Here is a 17,188-nt window from a genome sequence, read left to right as displayed (position 1 = left end):
ATTGCCCCTTCGCGCGCATTATGTCGCGTTGGTGGAACCACGGGTCTAAAGTCGATATATGCAGTCACAGCACCACGTTCCGGGCTTCACAGTCCAATTGTCCGACACCGGGGACAGCCAGGAAACGACGGCGGCGGCCACGTCCGCACGCGGCTTCAGGGAGCGCCGCAGGAACCGCCACGGGCGGGGGTTGCGCGGGGAAATCATCCTTCCCAACCTTCCCGGCTACCGGACGCGTGCCGAGAGGTTCGACGACCTCGTGCTCGATTCCGCGGAGCGGCTGCAGGATATGTGGGGCAAACGGCTCGACGGCGTGGCATTCGCCGTCGACGAGATCCCGCCGAACCTTGAGCAACTGGTGGCCGAGGGAACTGCGGCGCCGCTGGGCTCATACACCCCGGCAGCCCACGGCGCAGGACCCGTCATCACCATCTATCGGCGCGTCGTCGAGCACACCACCGGTGGCCGCGAGGACCTTCAGGACCTGGTGCACGACGTGGTCGTCGAGTACACCGCCGAGATGCTCGGAGTGCCGCCGGAGACCCTGGACCCCGTTTACCGCCGTCGTTATCAGTAACCGAGCGTGACCTGTACTTTTTCGTGGCCCGCAGCGCCATCCTGGATGGTCAGGACCGAAACGCCTGGTTGATCGCCTTGGCCGAGGACGAGCGCGCCGTAGGCAGCGTCCCCTGACGCCGACACGATGTAGCCCGAGACCGCGGCGCCGTCGGACTTATCCGGAACGCCGATGACCGATGTGGTCCCCCCGGCGATGTCGACCGTTTGGGTCTTGTGTACCTTGCCGTCAGAGGTGACCGGCGTGTAGCTGACCGTGGCCCTGCCCGCCGGCACGCCGAAGCTGAGGAAGCGGGTTCCGCCTTGGGGCACCGACATCACATGCTGGCTACCCAAGCGGACTGCTGCCGGAGACCAGGCGAAATCAACGGGGTCCTCGGCCTTGAGCCCCCGCGTTACGCGGGAGGACGCTGCGAAGGAAACATCCGATGTGGCGCTGACGGTATACATGCCGGCCGGGACACCCGTGAGGGGCACTTCGGTAACCGAACCCGCTTTGGCGGTCACCGCTCCCCCACCGGGCAAGGCGCGCTGGCCGTTCGGCCCGAACAAACGCACGTCCACGACGGCGTCCACCGGACCGGGAACGGTAATCTGCAAGGCCGGAACGACGTCGGCAAAACCGGGCTTGTCCGCGAGCGACTTCACGGCTGCCGGGTCCTGGACGTCCACCCCGGTCATGACCTGGGCATCGGCGGCGCCGGCACCGGGAGTAATGAGCTCGACACCACCGGCGGTGAGGCCCCGGAGGACGCTCTGCTGGATGGTTGCCGCGACGGGGCCGCCGCTGCTGCGCAGATGCACCGAGAGCTGACCCTCGTTCGGGGCCAGTCCGGCCAAGTTGATGGATCGGGTGGCTCCAGGCGAAACCAGCAAGCCACGGCTGTCCGGGGCTTGGATCTGTCCATGGGCACCGAACAGCTCGAGATTCACGGTAGCGGGTGTGCCCGAGGCATTGCTGATGTTCAAAACCGCAGTTCTCCCCAGCGCGGTGTTTGCTCCCAGGAGCCATGCATCGTTGATCGGCTGCTGGCAGGGTGCCGCCGCCAGCCCGCGGAGGTCGCCGTCGCTCGCGGTGTAGCTCATCAAGCCCGCCACCGCGGCCTTCTGGCCACTGATGGGATCGGCGCCCACCACGGTGACGTCGCCCGCGGGCCTCTGGGCCACGACGCCGGCGTTCAGCACGGGAGGGCCCGACGCCGGGACTTGGGCGGCAGCCGGAGGCTTGGCAATGTCGGCGATCGCGGATCCGCCGAGCGAGGCGAGGTTGCTCCCCGGAACGGATCCGGCGGCGTCGCTGAGCACCACCGCATCCAGGAAGCTCTTTGCCGAACGTGAAACGGGGCTGAACTGGCTGTCGGTGCCCGCGGCGGTTCCTTCTGCAAGACGGGGAGATGCCGGACACACTGCGGTTGTCCTGCCCGCCGGGACATCCGCAAGGGACATGTCCAGCGTTTTGCTTCCCGACGGGGACGGCAGGATGGATGCTGCCGACACCATTCCGGCCCCTGCGGCGAGGAGCAACGTCGCGGAAAGCGCTCCCAACACAACGGCCTTGTTCTTGTTCCCGGCTTTGCGCTGGCCGCGCTTCCCTGACCCCGCTCTGAGCTCGGGTGCCGGGCCTTGGTTGTCAGACACTGCTGTACTCCTTACGGAGGGAGTTTTGTTCCTTCAGGAGGCCGGCTTTCGGCCTGCGGGCAGGCATGGGGATGGCCAGCAGGACGGTCAAGCCGATCACTACGGCCTGCATAATGCTGAGCCAAGGCTCCCAGACTGTGGTGTAGCGGATCTCGATCTGGCCGCCTGTAGACGGCAAGGTGAAAGCTTGGGCCCATCCGGACGTCGTCGGGCTCAGTTGGCGGCCATCCAACCACGCGCTCCAACCGGCGTCTGCCCGCTCAGCGAGCACTACCAGGCGTCCGTCCCCGCCCGCCGGGATGTCGCCGGCGGCAGAGGTTCCGAGGGAGGGCAAGAGTGCAACTACGGCACCCTTGGCATCCACCAGCCTGACGCGGTGTGCCGTCTCGGCGTCGGCCGCGGCGGCCTGGTTGAGCGGCGTGACCCTCCAGAGCCACCCGGAATCGGTTTTTCCCACAGCCACCAGGCCGGGGACGGAATCGATCTTGTTGGCCGTCAGCTGGGCTGCGGTGTCGGCTGATTTGAGAACCACGAATCCGGCACCGAGCTGCTCAAGGCCTGGCCGGGGATCTACGCCTGTTCCCGCGACAATCGTCGCTACGGCGTTCCGGATGGACGCGGTAGCGTCGTCGTCGGCCGCGAGGCGTTCCTGTCCGGGTGAACCCACGATGGAACGGCCCGCGGCGACAGTGGAGAGCGAGTCCAATGTCGTCCCGGCGCCGCGCATGAGGGATGACGTATAGCCACCGTTCTCACCGGCGGTGATGACCAGGGTACGGGTCTGTTCCGGCCCTTGGCCGTGGTCGACGGCGGTGGCCGGCAGGGTGCCTTGCCCTGAGGGCTGGACCAGGCGCGGCGTGCCAAGCGCGCCACTGGCGGAAGGGGAAGTGTCCGCGCTGGCCAGGACATTCTGGGTTGCCCACAGGCCCATGCTGGCCAGGGGTCCGGCCAGGAGGAGAAGCGTTGCCACAGCGGAAACGGTTCGCACTGCCGCGCGTTGGACCGTGCGGCCGTCTTCTGCCTTGGCTGTGAGCCGGAGGAGGTTATCGGCGCCGATCAGCGCCGCTCCCAGGAACGCGAACCCGGCGGCCGAAACTGCCGGCCCCGTGAAAGGTGCCACGAGCAGGTTGCCGTCGACGCCCGTTGCCACATGTCCAGCGAGCCACGCCCAGGCAAGGAGCAAAAGGGCCCCTGCCCAGAGGAAACGCGTGACGCGGGACCGCCTTCCGGGCACAAAGAGCGCGGCAATGGACAAGAGCAGGACCGGGGCACCGAGCAGCAGGGCAAACGCCAGCGCCCACGGAATACCCGACGGGCCGAATAGTGCCAAGCCGGCCAATCCGCCGTTGACGTCGAATTTCAAGGGTTGGCCGAGCAATTGCTGCCACAAAGGTGCGGCTTCGAACCCCAGCGGGAGGCCTGGATCGGCCAGCAGGGTGCGGGGCCGTTCAAGGACCGAGAGGACGTACGGCGCAAAGAGCGCGGCGCTCGGAAGGAGTGACCACCAAATGGTCCGGCCGCGCCGCCCCAAGGCGATGCCGCAAAAAACAATGAGTACTGCAAAGGGGGGCAGCAGGGACGGCGCAGAAGCCGTCACGACAGCGAGCATCAGGCCCGCCGCGGCAGCAGCAGTCCATGACGGAGTGCCGTTGACGCCCGGCTTTCCCGTCACCAGCTTGGCTGCGGCGTAGCCTGATGGCTGGATCCGATCGTGATTCGGTTGTCGGTCCAACGCAGTGTCCCGCCCCAGCGCCGATCCAGTGGCCCGGAAGAGGGCAAGTACCAGCAGCGGCATCGCCACGTGGGCAAGGAGGGCGCCGGCTCTTCCTTGATTCAAGGCGACTTGAAGGGCCGGCGCTCCGGCCCAGATCAGCGCGGCAATGAAACGGTAGCGGCGCAGCGTGGTCATCGCGCCCGCGGCGAACCAGGCGCCCAGGCCGGACAGCGGCATGGCCAGCAACAACAGCCACACGATGGCTGTGCCGGAGGCGCCTCCTCCGAGCAATGACACGAGCCACAGGATGTAGGCGAAGGGATCCCCGTGTCCGGGCAAGCCTGCACCCAGGCCGATCCACCACGTGGACGCGGCCCGCCAGATGTCGCCTGCGGCGGACAACGGCAGGAGGCCTCCGCCCGTCACCCCGCCTGCCCCCAGGAGCCCTAACAGCCCCACGATGGAAGCAGCCAGCGCAACAAACCCGGCGGCCACGGCGCCCGTGCCGATCCAACCCCGCTCATTGGTCGCTAGGGCCACGAAATCGTCGCCGGCGTCGCCGCTCGGTTCCGGGGCCAGCGAATCCGTCTCCTGGAATTCGTCTGCGCCAATCGCCTCGACGAGGGACCGGCGGTGGGCCCAAACCTCGCGCCGCGGAGTCTGCAGACCCTTGACCATTGACCGTGGCACGCGTCGCGTCCGGGCCGCGTTCAGCCTGGAGCGCCAAATCGCCCCGGGACGGCCGAGCGCGGCAACGGTGGCGCCGAGCTGGGAGATGCCGTGACCGGGCTCTTTGACCAGGACGCTCAGGATGAGCCTGACCATGCTCCCGAGCAATGCGCCGAAAGCGTGCAGCGGAACTTTCCACGGCGAAGCATGGGTGAGCCTCAAATGGACTTGGCTCTTGCGTGCGGCCGCAGGTGTCGCCAGGCTGTGGGGACGGTGCTCCACATGGAACATGCGCGCCGCCGGAACCACCACAACCCTGTTGCCCGCAAGCCAGTTGCGCCAACAGAAGTCGATGTCGTCTCCCACGCCCGGAAGCGCGGGGTCGAAGCCGCCCAGCTGCTCCCAGGCATCGCGGCGGATCAGCATGCCTGCGGAATTCACCGCGAAAGTGTCTGTGCGCCCGTCGTACTGGCCCTGGTCGAGTTCGTCGGCTTCAATGAGCGTCAGCCGTTCGGCCCAGCGGCTCGTGGACAGGCCGGCGTCGATGAGCCTGCGTTCCGCATTCCAGGCCAACTGCTTGCAACCGGCGACAGTGACCGAGGGGGCGCGCTCGACTGCCTGAAGCAGCTCGGCGAGAGCATCCGGAGCGGGAGCGGCGTCGTCGTGCAACAACCAGATCCACTCCACGGCTCCTGGCTCCTGCGAAGGTGGCGCCGAGCGGGCCAGGCCGGCCATGACGGCCGCGCCGAAACCTACTTTGTGTTCGCCCGTGCTGGTGACATTGGCTTTGCCGAGGGCCCGCTGCAGCAGTGCGGCGGACTTGTCGCGGGAGCCCGTATCAATGCCAATGGCGGCATCTGCCGGACGCGTCTGGTCCAGCAGAGCCGCCAGGGTTCTGGGGAGATAGTTACCGCCGTCATGCGAGACGACGACGGCGGTAACGTGTACTGCCTTGAGAATCAGACCGCTCGCTTCCTCAGCCTGCGGCGTTCACGCTCGGAGAGCCCGCCCCAGATACCAAAACGTTCATCGTTGGCGAGTGCGTATTCAAGGCACTGCGAACGGACATTGCACGCACCGCACACCTTTTTGGCATCCCGGGTGGAGCCGCCCTTCTCGGGGAAGAACGCCTCCGGGTCCGTCTGGGCGCACAAGGCGTCCGTCTGCCAGCCAAGTTCGCCTTCGTCGTCGAAGTCCCCCTGGCGCGGAAGCCCGATCCATACCGGCTGTGCCGGGTTGTCGAGCGGACGGCGCAGCTCCATGGGAGGATCGTCGAGATCGTCCTCCGGATCTGCCGGCGCGCCTCCCACAAGCGCCTCGTGGGCAGCAAGAAAGGCTGTTGCCTCGTCTTCCAGCGACTCCCGAGTGGTCTCTATATAGCGATCCGCCGCCTGCGGATCTGCCGGGTCAACATACCAATCCCCCGGAACTTCGCGCGACCGGTACTTCACCGACGCATATTCCGCGACGACTGCATCTTCCTGGATACGCAACGCTTGCCCCATGGCGTCCCTCCTGATGTGTGCAGCTGCTGCCGTGCTCATTCGGTACTCGGTTATGTACCCGATACTCCCGCAGCGGCGTTCGATATCTAATTACACGCGTGTAACTACCGCGCCGTCAAGCCACGCCGGGATAATAATCAACTTTCCGTACTAACTGCGGTCACGCCACGCCCGCGATTTTTTCGCCTCAGCCGCGCGCCTCCGCGGAAAACGGAAGCATTGACTCACTTAAGATGTATTTTCATTGAATTTCAGGCAAATTGATTGCCCCCTGCAATGCCGGGCCATCGCCGCCGCCCAGCCTTAAGTGGTGCGATTCACATGCTCCAGCGACGGGCCGCGCGCCTCGTGGCAAGATGTAGCCATGACCACCCCCGCGATGAACCTGATGGCAGCCCTGCGCTCCGGACACTCCACATCCCCCCGGCTGACCTGGTACGGGCCGGACGCCGAACGGGTGGAGCTGTCAGGCCGGGTCCTGGACAATTGGGTGGCCAAGACCAGCAACCTGCTTCAGGACGAGTTCGACGCCGAACCGGGCATGAGCCTTCGCTTGGATCTACCGGCCCATTGGAAGTCCCTCGTGTGGGCGCTGGCCGGGTGGCAGCTGGGGATGGAGCTGGTGCTCGACGGCGGTAGCGCCGACCTGCTTGTCACGGACACCCCCGACGTCGGAGCCGGAGCCGGCTTTGACGCCGTCGTCGCCGTGCCGCTCGCGGCACTCGCGATGCGCTGGCCCGGAGAGCTGCCGGTCGGCGTCGTGGACTACGCGGCTGAAGTCCGCTCCCACGGCGACGTGTTCATGGCGCACTCCGAACCGGACGCGGCAATGCCGGCCCTGCGCCGCCCTGAAACCGGACACTCGCACGGGGAATTGCTGGACGGATTCGCCAAGGAACACGACGCGGGCGTGCGCCTGCTGGTGCGCGCGGCCGACGGTTTGGAGTCGGCCCTCGCCGACGCACTGGGTGCGTGGAACAAAGACGGTTCAGTTGTCCTCGTGCACCCGGACGTTGACGTCACCCAGCACCTACTGGACAACGAGCGCGTCAGCGGCGCTTGACCGCGTCTTCGCCTTCATCGGAGTCAGCCGCGGTGCTAGCGGCATGCATGGCCTTGGCCTTGGCCTTGTGGTGGGCTTCGATGATCTCGTGGTCATGCGAGAAGGCTGGCTCTTCGTCGAGTTCCTTGTTGAACACCAGGAAGCGGTAAGCGAAGAAGCGCACTACCGTGGCGACGAGGATGCCGACGATTCCGGCAGCGAACAGGACGTTCTTGTCCTGGATGTTCATGCCGTATTTGGCGATGGCGGTCAGGCCCGTGGAGATTCCGATGCCAATGCCGTTGATGATGATGAACATGACGAACTCGCGCACCACGTTCGCCTGGCGGCGGTGGCGGAATGTCCAGAATCGGTTGGCGATCCAGGAGAACACGGTGGCCACGGTGGCGCCGACGAACCGGGCTTTGGCCTCACTGTCCGTCATCGGGCCGTGCATGAGATAGTAGGTCAAGCCGTTATCTATGACGAACGCAACACCGCCTACAGCGCCGAACTTGGCTACTTCGCGCCAAAAGAGCGAGGCGAGCCCGCGGATGCGATCTGCAAGTGTGTTGATCATGACCCTCCATGGCCGTTGTTCTAGGGGGCCGATGGGCCGAAGGCTCCATTTTAGCTCCGATTCCTTGGAGCTTGCCGAATTATTCCGCGCCGGCGGCCTTGAGCCGGGTTCCCAGGACCCGGCGGCGGGCAGAATCTGGGAACCAGCTGCAGGTTCGGTAGGCTGAACCTTGTGACTTTTCCTGTAATTGGCGTGGTGGGCGGCGGACAGCTCGCACGAATGATGGCCCCGGCCGCAACTGCTCTCGGCTTTGAACTCCGGGTCCTTGCCGAAGGTGAGGACGTTTCCGCGGTCCAGGCCGTGGCAACGGCTCCCATTGGCGACTATAAGGACCTCGCCGCCCTTCTTGAGTTCTCTGAGGGCTTGGACGTCATGACATTCGACCACGAGCACGTCCCCACCGAACACCTGAGGGCGCTGATCGAGGCCGGAGTCAACGTCCAGCCAGGCCCCGATGCCTTGGTGCATGCGCAGGACAAACTCGTGATGCGCGCCGCGATCGACCGCTTGGGCCTCCCCAATCCGGCGTGGGCCGCGGTCCGCGGCGTCGAAGACCTGATCGCTTTCGGCGAGCAGACCGGTTGGCCGATTGTCTTGAAGACCCCCCGCGGGGGCTATGACGGCAAGGGTGTGCGCATCGTCCATTCCGCCGAGGACGCACGCACCACCACGGACTGGTTCGAAGCCATGAGCCCGCTATTGGCCGAAGAGAAGGTCGACTTCAGCCGCGAGCTTTCCGCGCTCGTCGCCAGGACCCCCGACGGCGAATCCCGCGCCTGGCCGGTAGTCCACACCGTCCAGGTGGACGGCGTCTGCGACGAAGTGATTGCGCCGGCCCAGGACATTCCTGTGGAAGTCGCTGCGGCAGCCGAAGAGGCGGCGCTGCGAATCGCCCATGAACTCGGAGTCACGGGCGTCATGGCTGCGGAACTCTTCGAAACGCCCGGCGTCGGAGTCGGGTTCCTGGTCAACGAACTCGCCATGCGGCCGCACAACACCGGCCACTGGACGCAGGACGGCTCCGTCACAAGCCAGTTCGAACAGCATTTGCGCGCAGTCCTCAACCTCCCGCTGGGCGCCACCGACGCCCTGGGCGCGGTGGTGGTCATGAAGAACTTCCTGGGCGGCGACAACCAGGATCTCTACAGCGCCTACCCCAAGGCCCTCGCCTACGAACCTGCCGCAAAGGTCCACTGCTACGGCAAGTCCGTGCGGGCCGGCCGCAAGATCGGGCACGTGAACCTCGTCGGCAACTCGATAGCGGACGTCGACTCCATCCGACGCCGGGCCACGGTAGTGGCCGACATCATCCGCAACGGCCGCATGCCGGCCGGGACCACCTCAGAGGAGACCGCATGAGCGCAGGAAACATGGAAGCCGGAAACGCGGGCGCGGCGAACGCCGCTCCGATCGTAGGCCTCGTCATGGGCTCCGACTCCGACTGGCCTGTCATGGAAGCCGCGGCAGACGCCCTGGCCGAATTCGGCATCCCCTTCGAAGCCGACGTCGTGTCCGCCCACCGCATGCCCACGGAAATGATCCGCTACGGCCAGAACGCCCATGAGCGCGGCATCCGCGTCATCATCGCCGGAGCAGGCGGCGCCGCCCACTTGCCGGGCATGCTCGCCTCTGTCACACCGCTGCCCGTCATCGGCGTCCCGGTCCCGCTGAAAACCCTGGACGGCATGGATTCCTTGCTGTCCATCGTGCAGATGCCCGCCGGCGTTCCCGTGGCCACGGTTTCCATCGGCGGCGCGCGCAACGCCGGCCTCCTGGCCGTGCGCATGCTGGCGTCCGGAACCGACGAGCTGGCCGTCCGGCTTCGTGGCGAGCTGCTCGAATTCGCCCGGGAGCTGAACAACACCGCTACCGAAAAAGGGGCCAGGCTCCGCGACAAGGTCGCCGAAGTCTTCTCCAGTGCGAACGTCTCCGCCCGCAGCAGCCGCTAAGCGTCTGGGCAGCCGCTAGAAGGTCATCCCCGGCAATCCCGAATGAACCCTCCGCAATGACAAGGATCCCCTGCCGTGTACCAGCTTGAGAATGTTCTCCGCCCCTATGCATGGGGATCGACGACGGCGATCGCCGCTCTGCTGGGAAGGCCCGCCTCGGGTGGTCCGGAGGCGGAGTTGTGGATCGGAGCTCACCCGGACTCGCCGTCCGTGGCCACCCGTCCGGATGGGTCTTCCGTCGCCTTGGACGCCCTGATCAACGTGGATCCCGTGCACTTCCTTGGTGAAACGAGCGTGGCTGAATTCGGTCCCCGCTTGCCGTTCCTCACCAAGCTCCTCGCAGCCGACAAGCCGCTGTCCTTGCAGGTGCACCCCCGCCTGCAGCAGGCCAGGGACGGGTTCGCGCGGGAAAATGCCGCAGGCATGGCGGCGAACGCACCCGAGCGCAACTATCGCGACGACAACCACAAGCCGGAGATGATCTTCGCGCTGACCCCGTTCCACGCCCTCTGCGGTTTCCGTCCGGCGGCCGATTCGCAGCGTGTCTTCGAGCACCTCGCGACCCTCCTGGACCTTGCCGCCGTCGACGTTCCTGAGGTCATCACCGGAGTCATCGCGGACCTTTCCGGGTCCGATGAGCCCTCGGCACTCAAAGCAGCGTTCACCCGGCTGATCACCGGCGGGGATGCCGTCTCCGCCGCGACGGATCAGGTGGTTTCCATCCTGAAATCGGGCGCGCCGATGGGTCAGCACGCTGCGGAACTCTCCACATTGGTGGACATCAACAGTGAGTTCCCGGGCGATCCCGGTGTCCTGATATCCCTGCTCTTGAATCTTGTCTTCCTGTCCCCGGGCGAATCGGTGTACCTACCGGGCGGAAACGTCCACGCCTACCTGAAAGGCCTCGGTGTGGAGGTGATGGCGGCTTCGGACAACGTGCTCCGTGGCGGCCTCACCCCCAAGCACATAGATGTCGCCGAGCTCCTGAAAACCATCGAATTCGCTTCCCTCGGCGTACCGCGCATCGAGCCCAGGACCTCCGGCTTCGGCCAGGACCTGTACGTGCCGCCGTTCCGGGAATTCCAACTCCAGCGCATCGAGTTGGCTCCCGGAGCGGAACCCGTACCGATGGCCCAGGCCGGTCCTGCCGTCGTCGTCGTGGTTTCGGGTTCCGTCGTACTGGACTCCCCCAAGAGCGAACTCGCCGTGGAGCGAGGCGGGAGCGCATTCATCCCGGCTTCCGAAGAACCCGTCATGGTGCACCCGGTTGCCGGCGCAACGGGAACGAGCGTTGCCTTTGCCGTCACAACAGGCTTGGGGAACTAGAGCGTGGAGTACTTCCTGCAGTCGCCCGCATGGGCGTCCTTCCAGCGTTCCCTCGGCCGTACCGTGCATGAGGAGTCCGGCCCGGGCTGGCGTTTCCTCGCCATGGAGGAAACGAACCCCGCAGGCAAGGTCATCTACACGCCTTACGGACCCGTGGCCGGCTCGTTGGAGGCCTTCGACGAAGCCGTAGCCGCACTGGTGGCGATCGCGCGCCGCAGCAAGGCGGTGTTTGTCCGGATGGAACCGGTCACCGCCGGGTTCGAAGCCGCCGACGCCGCGGCAATACTGCGGGCACGCGGCCTCCAGCCGGCGCCGTCCAACCAGCAGCCGGAACTGAGCTGGATCGTGGATCTGGACGGCGACTTCAAGGACGTCCTGGCGGGCATGAAACCCACCAACCGGAACCTGTACCGCAACATCCACAAGAAGGGTGTCTCCTTCCGGTCTTCGCAGGATCCTGAAGAGATCTCAGTGCTTCTCGACTTCCTGCATATGACTGCCGCACGCAACGGCTTCAAGCCCCAGAGCGACGAATACCTCAGCTCGGTGGCCCGCTCCCTCATGCCCGCCGGCGCCGCCACCCTGTTCATCGCCGAGCTCGAGGGCGAGCCCATTGCCGCTGCCCTGGCGTACGATTCCGCCGACACGCGCACCTACGCCCACGCGGCGCTCGATGACACGCACCGCAAGCTCAGCGCGGGCATTCCGTTGCTCGTGACGATCATGGCGGATGCGAAGGACAAGGGGCTCAAGCACGTCGACCTGTGGGGCGTGGCTCCGGAGGACGAGCCTGACCACAAGTGGGCCGGATTCACTGCCTTCAAGAAGTCCTTCGGAGGCCGTGAAATCGCCTACCCGGGCACGTGGGACCTCCCCGTCAACAAGTTCCGCTACGGCGCCTACCAAATGGCCCGGAAGCTGCGCGAAAAGCTCCGCTAGCCCTCTTTCTCCGCGCGAACTGGCAGCAGATGCCCTCAAAATCCGATTCTGCGGGCATCTGCTGCCAACTCGCGGCCAGCGCGTAGCGCCCGCCGAACTTTGTCCACCACTTCCGGGCGGGGCCCGAGCAAATCCTCATGGTGGACCCGGACTTCGCGCCAACCCAGCCGTTCCGTTAGCGACTGGCGCCTGATGTCCCTCTGGTACTGCTCAGCTTCCCCATGATGCTTCCCGTCGTATTGGAGGGCGACCCGCTCCTTGACGTAAGCGGCATCGGGCCATACAGCGGGAGCGCCCCACTCGTTGAAGATGACGTGGTTCAGCGTAGGCTCACGCAAACCTGCATGCAGCAATATGAGGCGCATTTGCGTTTCCTGCGGCGAATCCGCGCCGACCCGGACCAGATCAAGGGCCAGCCGGGCTTTGCGGACCCCTCGCATGCCGGGATGAGCTGCCGCCATCGCCTTCAAATCGTCAATGGTTGCCAAGGCCTCGCGCGGCCTTGGATGGTTTTCGCCGTGCTCGACGACGATCGAGTCGCCCGCCGCGACAATGTCGTCGATGTTCATCGATTGGGCCAGGTCCAGCAACGTCCGGGAAGGCGAGGTGAGCCGGACGCCGTCGAGGATCATCACTTCACCCGGTTTGAACGTGAGTTGGTGCCCTACAACATTCCGCCGCCGCGGTTTCCACCTCTCGCCCGGGCGTGCCAGGTGGATCCGCCAGTCCTCTTCGAGGGCTTTGGACAAACTGATGCCATGGATCCGCGCCGCGGAGCCATGGCTGAGGCAGCACTCTGAATCAAGCTCGGTGTAACCGCGCAAGTGTTCCGACACCGTCCCCGTGCTGTTCAGCGGCAGGCGCAGTCCCCGCGACAACGTGACAATGCCGTCGCGGACCTTTTCTCCCAGTTAGCCCGACGGAAGTCTGCGGGCACGCAAAAGGGCGGTGGGATCGTGACAGCGGCGTCAGAATCGACGAGGAACGAGGAGATAGCCGCCGAGTGATCGTGCCGCCCTTTTGCACTAAGCCAGGAGCTACTTGCGGGCGTAGCCTTCCCACTTGCTCGCCTGGTGCTCGCCGTCCACGAAGCGGATGGTGCCGGACTTGGAGCGCATCACGATGGACTGGGTCAGGACCTTGTCCTTGGAGTAGCGCACCCCCTTGAGGAGGTCGCCGTCGGTGATGCCGGTGGCTGCGAAGTAGCAGTTATCGCTCGTGACGAGGTCGTTCGTCGAGAGGACGCGCTCGAGGTCGTGTCCGGCGTCGATGGCCTTCTGCTTCTCGTCGTCGCTCGTGGGCCACAGACGGCCCTGGATGACACCGCCGAGGGACTTGATGGCACACGCGGCAACGATACCTTCCGGGGTGCCGCCGATGCCCATCAAGGCGTCGACGCCCGTGCCGGAACGTGCTGCGGCAATGGCGCCGGCAACGTCGCCATCCATGATGAACTTGGTGCGGGCACCGGCTTCGCGGATTTCCTCCACCAGCGGGCGGTGGCGGTCGCGGTCCAGGATCATGACGTTAAGCTGGTTGACCTTGACGCCCTTGGCCTTGGCGATCAGGTGGAGGTTCTGCTTCACCGGCAGGCGCAGGTCCACCATGTCGGCGGCTTCAGGACCCGTGACGAGCTTCTCCATGTAGAACACGGCGGAGGGATCGAACATGGTGCCGCGTTCGGCCACTGCCAGCACGGCGAGGGCGTTGTTGATGCCCAAGGCAGTCAGTCGGGTTCCGTCGATCGGGTCGACGGCGACGTCGCACTCCGGACCGGTGCCGTCACCGACGTGCTCGCCATTGAACAGCATGGGTGCTTCGTCCTTTTCACCTTCGCCGATGACAACGACGCCGTTGAAATGGACGGTGTGGAGGAAGGAACGCATGGCGTCGACGGCGGCCCCGTCCGCCTTGTTCTTGTCGCCGAATCCAACCCAGTGACCGCCGGCAATCGCGGCGGCTTCGGTAACCCGGACAAGTTCGAGAGCCAGGTTGCGGTCCGGCTCATCGGTCCCGACGGCGAGCGCCGGCGAAATCGTGGAATACTTCTGGGACATTGGCGCTGGAGACACGTGAACCTCTTCTTCGATGACGCGATTCGTGGGACCAGGAATGGCTGGGCTTGTCGGCCTGAATGATTCCTCTAGAAGTGATCATAGTCGGGGCGGGGCGCCACGGTCATGGGATGACCAAGTCCCGGAACGCCCCTTGCGCGGACCGGCCGATGTGTATTAGCCGCTTGGATAGGAGACTATTGAAGCGTGAGTGAAACGCAAGACAAAGCAATTGCCGCCGCCCCCTCCGGCAGCGAAGGAACGGGCGGAGCTGGTGCCGGCGACGCCGGTCAGCCTGCGGTCAAGCCCGTAATCGCGGCCAAAGCAGCCAAAAGGGCCAACGCGTCGGTCATTGGCATGCTCATCGCGCTGCTCCTCTGCGTGGTGGCGTTCCTGCCGATCGTGCTCATGAATCCGGCGCCAAAGAGCAATGGTTACAAGCCCAACGTCGATGTGGCCGCAACGGCTGCGAACGCGAAAGATGTGGCGGGTTTCACACCCGTGGCGCCGGATACCGGCGACACATTCAGTCCGAACTACGCCCGCTGGGTATCCGGAACCGGCGATGGCGTACCCACCTGGGAAGTCGGTTACGTGACTCCCAAGCAGGCCTTCATCGGAATTGTCCAGACACGCAAGGCCAATCCGACCTGGATTTTCCAGCAGGCCGGCAGCGCTCCGGTGACCGGCACACGCAGCGCCGGCGGCCACGACTGGGAGCTCCATGACACAGCCAAGGGCAACCGCAGCATGGTCCTGAACTACCGCGGCACCACGATCATCCTGAGCGGCGGCGCGGGACTGGACGAGTTCTCCACGCTGGCCGCGGCCGTGGTCAAGGCAATGGACGCAGCTCCTGTCGCCTCCGCGGACGCGAGCACGAAGCCGGGCGACACAGTTTCGCAGCCTGCTACCTCAAAGCCGTAAAGTAGCGCCGTGGCTACTTATCTGACTCCTGCCCTTGCCTGGCGCCGTCTGCGCGAAGGAAACGAACGCTTTGTCGCCGGGGAGTCCCTGCATCCCAACCAGGATGCTTCCCGCAGGCATTCGCTTGTCGAGGACCAGCATCCCTTCGCCGTGATCTTCGGTTGCTCGGATTCCCGCCTGGCTGCCGAGATCATCTTTGACCTCGGCCTGGGCGATGCCTTCGTGGTCCGCACTGCCGGGCAAGTGATCGACGACGCCGTCCTAGGTTCGCTCGAATACAGCATCTCCCAGCTGCATGTTCCGCTCATCGTGATTCTTGGCCACGACAGCTGCGGCGCCGTGACCGCGACCAAGACTGCCGTCGAAACCGGTGACATGCCCGCAGGTTTCATCCGCTCCCTCGTCGAGCGCATCACGCCTTCCGTTCTCACCGCAATGCGCAACGAGCAGACGGACGTCAACGAGATGGTGGTGGAGCACGTCAAGCAAACAGCCCGGCGCCTGGCCGACAGTTCCCGTGTGATTTCCGACGCGATCGACGACGGCCGGGCCGCCGTCGTCGGGCTTTCCTACAAACTGGACGAAGGCCGCGCGGCGCTGGTTTCCGGGATCGGCAAGCTCTAGGCCGGATGCCGGGCCGCCCCGAAGGGGTGGCACGCAACGGCCGTAGCTTTGCTCGACGGGTTTTCGGTCAAGCGGCTGCTCGCCATAAGCTAGCCCCATGACTTCCACTCAAGAATCCAACACGGCCGAGTTCCGTATTGAACATGACACGATGGGCGAAGTTCGCGTTCCCGTGAACGCCCTGTACCGCGCCCAGACGCAGCGCGCCGTGGAGAACTTCCCGATCTCCGGCAAGACCCTTGAGCGCGCACACATCGAGGCGCTGGCCCGCGTCAAGAAGGCCGCGGCCCTCGCGAACGCTGAACTGGGGGTGCTCGACGGCGAGCTCGCCGAGGCGATTGCCGGCGCTGCCGACGAGGTTGCCGCCGGAAAGTACGACGGCGATTTCCCCATCGACGTCTTCCAGACCGGTTCGGGTACGTCGTCCAACATGAACACCAACGAGGTCATCGCCGAGCTGGCGACGCGTGCCCTCGCGGCCGCCGGGAGCGACAAAGTTGTCCACCCGAACGACCACGTCAACGCTTCCCAGTCCTCCAACGATGTCTTCCCGACGTCGGTCCACGTCGCCGCGACGTCGGCCCTGATCAACGACCTGATCCCGGCACTCGACTACCTGGCTGCTTCCCTGGACCGCAAGGCCGTCGAGTTCAAGGACGTCGTCAAGTCCGGCCGCACCCACCTCATGGACGCCACTCCGGTGACCTTGGGCCAGGAGTTCGGCGGCTACGCCGCCCAGGTCCGCTACGGCATCGAGCGCATCAATGCAGCCCTCCCCCGCGTGGCCGAGGTCCCCCTGGGCGGAACCGCGGTCGGCACCGGGATCAATACCCCTGAAGGCTTCCCGGAGCGCGTCATCGAGCTCCTTGCAGCCGACACTGGCCTGCCGCTAACCGAGGCGCGCGACCACTTCGAGGCACAGGCCAACCGCGACGGCCTCATCGAGGGTTCCAGCCAGCTGCGCAACATCGCGATCTCCTTCATGAAGATCAACAACGACCTCCGCTGGATGGGTTCGGGCCCCAACACGGGACTCGGCGAAATCTCCATCCCGGACCTCCAGCCCGGCTCGTCGATCATGCCGGGGAAGGTCAACCCGGTCATCTGCGAAGCATCGATCATGGTTTGCGCCCAGGTCATCGGCAACGACACCGCCATCGCCTGGTCCGGCACCAACGGCGCCTTCGAGCTCAATGTCGGCATCCCCGTCATGGCTGCCAACCTGCTCGAATCCATCCGGCTCCTGGCCAACACCAGCCGCGTCATGGCCGACAAGATGATCGACGGCATCACGGCCAACGTGGAACGCGCGCGCTTCCTGGCCGAGGCTTCCCCGTCCATCGTGACCCCGCTGAACAAGTTCATCGGTTACGAAGCGGCGGCAAAGATCGCCAAGAAGGCCGTCGCCGAGGGATTGACCATCCGCGAAGCCGTGATATCCCTCGGTTACCTTGAGCGCGGCGAACTGAGCGAAGAGCAGCTCGACAAGGCCCTCGACGTCACCACCATGACCCGCCCGGCCCACAAGGCCTAGCTTCCCGCCAGCCCGACTGGCCAGCCCGACGGCGGCCGGCACCTTCCCCACGGAAGGTGCCGGCCGCCGTCGTCGTTTCCGCTGACAGGTGCCTTTCTTGCACTTTTAATA

General features: G+C 65.5%; 15 protein-coding genes. 9 read left to right on the top strand and 6 right to left on the bottom strand.

Annotated elements, in window-relative coordinates; all coding sequences use genetic code 11:
• Positions 1-58 precede the first annotated feature (58 nt).
• Positions 59-577 carry a metallopeptidase family protein gene (locus LFT47_RS06315; RefSeq protein ID WP_236816291.1) on the top strand — a complete coding sequence of 173 codons (519 nt, stop codon included), beginning with the start codon at positions 59-61 and terminating at the stop codon, positions 575-577.
• Here the strand turns inward: LFT47_RS06315 and LFT47_RS06310 are convergent.
• Genes LFT47_RS06310 through LFT47_RS06300 form a run of 3 tightly spaced genes read right to left on the bottom strand, consistent with a single transcriptional unit; the run spans position 571 to position 6,102 of the window.
• The gene (locus LFT47_RS06310; protein WP_236816290.1) at positions 571-2,214 is read right to left on the bottom strand and encodes a DUF5719 family protein; all 1,644 of its coding nucleotides are present in this window, start codon (positions 2,212-2,214) and stop codon (positions 571-573) included. The genes LFT47_RS06315 and LFT47_RS06310 overlap by 7 nt on opposite strands.
• Positions 2,207-5,557 (bottom strand): glycosyltransferase family 2 protein, encoded by a 3,351-nt coding sequence (locus LFT47_RS06305; RefSeq protein ID WP_236818428.1) that lies wholly within the window; start codon positions 5,555-5,557, stop codon positions 2,207-2,209. Before LFT47_RS06305 ends, LFT47_RS06310 begins: the two co-directional genes overlap by 8 nt.
• Entirely contained in the window at positions 5,557-6,102 is a 546-nt protein-coding gene (locus LFT47_RS06300; protein ID WP_236818426.1) for a WhiB family transcriptional regulator, read from the bottom strand. The genes LFT47_RS06305 and LFT47_RS06300 overlap by 1 nt, the downstream gene beginning before the upstream one ends.
• Positions 6,103-6,466: 364 nt before the next feature.
• On the opposite strand from LFT47_RS06300, the gene LFT47_RS06295 reads away from it, so the two are divergent.
• Positions 6,467-7,165 (top strand): TIGR03089 family protein, encoded by a 699-nt coding sequence (locus LFT47_RS06295; protein ID WP_236816289.1) that lies wholly within the window; start codon positions 6,467-6,469, stop codon positions 7,163-7,165.
• On the opposite strand, the gene LFT47_RS06290 is transcribed toward LFT47_RS06295, so the two are convergent.
• Positions 7,152-7,724: a GtrA family protein gene (locus tag LFT47_RS06290; RefSeq protein WP_236816288.1), complete on the bottom strand. Its 573-nt coding sequence runs from the start codon at positions 7,722-7,724 to the stop codon at positions 7,152-7,154. The two genes, LFT47_RS06295 and LFT47_RS06290, sit on opposite strands and share 14 nt — an antisense overlap.
• A gap of 219 nt (positions 7,725-7,943) precedes the next feature.
• On the opposite strand from LFT47_RS06290, the gene LFT47_RS06285 reads away from it, so the two are divergent.
• From LFT47_RS06285 to LFT47_RS06270, 4 genes are all read left to right on the top strand, one after another.
• Positions 7,944-9,083, top strand: a complete 1,140-nt coding sequence (locus LFT47_RS06285; protein WP_236818424.1) for a 5-(carboxyamino)imidazole ribonucleotide synthase — start codon at positions 7,944-7,946, stop codon at positions 9,081-9,083.
• Complete coding sequence (gene purE, locus LFT47_RS06280) at positions 9,080-9,673, top strand: 5-(carboxyamino)imidazole ribonucleotide mutase (RefSeq protein ID WP_236816286.1); 594 nt, start codon at positions 9,080-9,082, stop codon at positions 9,671-9,673. The genes LFT47_RS06285 and purE overlap by 4 nt, the downstream gene beginning before the upstream one ends.
• 75 nt (positions 9,674-9,748) lie before the next feature.
• A complete protein-coding gene (gene manA / locus LFT47_RS06275; RefSeq protein WP_236816284.1) occupies positions 9,749-10,999 on the top strand; it encodes a mannose-6-phosphate isomerase, class I in 1,251 nt (416 codons plus the stop codon).
• Between the two features lie 3 nt (positions 11,000-11,002).
• Positions 11,003-11,938 (top strand): lipid II:glycine glycyltransferase FemX, encoded by a 936-nt coding sequence (locus LFT47_RS06270; protein ID WP_236816282.1) that lies wholly within the window; start codon positions 11,003-11,005, stop codon positions 11,936-11,938.
• Positions 11,939-11,973: 35 nt separating this feature from the next.
• On the opposite strand, the gene LFT47_RS06265 is transcribed toward LFT47_RS06270, so the two are convergent.
• Both LFT47_RS06265 and glpX read right to left on the bottom strand, forming a co-directional pair.
• The gene (locus LFT47_RS06265) at positions 11,974-12,774 is read right to left on the bottom strand and encodes a hypothetical protein (protein WP_236816273.1); all 801 of its coding nucleotides are present in this window, start codon (positions 12,772-12,774) and stop codon (positions 11,974-11,976) included.
• A gap of 201 nt (positions 12,775-12,975) precedes the next feature.
• A complete protein-coding gene (gene glpX, locus LFT47_RS06260; RefSeq protein ID WP_171983398.1) occupies positions 12,976-13,995 on the bottom strand; it encodes a class II fructose-bisphosphatase in 1,020 nt (339 codons plus the stop codon).
• 204 nt (positions 13,996-14,199) lie between these two features.
• On the opposite strand from glpX, the gene LFT47_RS06255 reads away from it, so the two are divergent.
• From LFT47_RS06255 to LFT47_RS06245, 3 genes are all read left to right on the top strand, one after another.
• Complete coding sequence (locus LFT47_RS06255; RefSeq protein WP_236816270.1) at positions 14,200-14,919, top strand: DUF4245 domain-containing protein; 720 nt, start codon at positions 14,200-14,202, stop codon at positions 14,917-14,919.
• Between the two features lie 9 nt (positions 14,920-14,928).
• Complete coding sequence (locus LFT47_RS06250; protein WP_236816261.1) at positions 14,929-15,543, top strand: carbonic anhydrase; 615 nt, start codon at positions 14,929-14,931, stop codon at positions 15,541-15,543.
• A 97-nt stretch (positions 15,544-15,640) separates the two neighbouring features.
• Positions 15,641-17,077, top strand: coding sequence for a class II fumarate hydratase (locus LFT47_RS06245; protein WP_236816259.1), 1,437 nt, complete (start codon positions 15,641-15,643; stop codon positions 17,075-17,077).
• The last annotated feature ends 111 nt before the right edge of the window (positions 17,078-17,188 follow it).

The sequence above is a fragment of the Arthrobacter sp. FW306-2-2C-D06B genome, assembly GCF_021789175.1.
Classification (GTDB): Bacteria; Actinomycetota; Actinomycetes; order Actinomycetales; family Micrococcaceae; genus Arthrobacter.
Note: the sequence above shows the minus strand (reverse complement) of the source record. Positions and strands in the feature narration are given on the sequence as shown.

Coding starts and splice junctions, on each gene's coding strand:
- LFT47_RS06315 (WP_236816291.1), top strand. CDS start 59: ATGCAGTCACAGCACCACGTTCCGGGCTTCACAGTCCAATTGTCCGAC.
- LFT47_RS06300 (WP_236818426.1), bottom strand. CDS start 6,102: ATGGGGCAAGCGTTGCGTATCCAGGAAGATGCAGTCGTCGCGGAATAT.
- LFT47_RS06295 (WP_236816289.1), top strand. CDS start 6,467: ATGACCACCCCCGCGATGAACCTGATGGCAGCCCTGCGCTCCGGACAC.
- LFT47_RS06290 (WP_236816288.1), bottom strand. CDS start 7,724: ATGATCAACACACTTGCAGATCGCATCCGCGGGCTCGCCTCGCTCTTT.
- LFT47_RS06285 (WP_236818424.1), top strand. CDS start 7,944: ATGATGGCCCCGGCCGCAACTGCTCTCGGCTTTGAACTCCGGGTCCTT.
- purE (WP_236816286.1), top strand. CDS start 9,080: ATGAGCGCAGGAAACATGGAAGCCGGAAACGCGGGCGCGGCGAACGCC.
- glpX (WP_171983398.1), bottom strand. CDS start 13,995: ATGTCCCAGAAGTATTCCACGATTTCGCCGGCGCTCGCCGTCGGGACC.
- LFT47_RS06245 (WP_236816259.1), top strand. CDS start 15,641: ATGACTTCCACTCAAGAATCCAACACGGCCGAGTTCCGTATTGAACAT.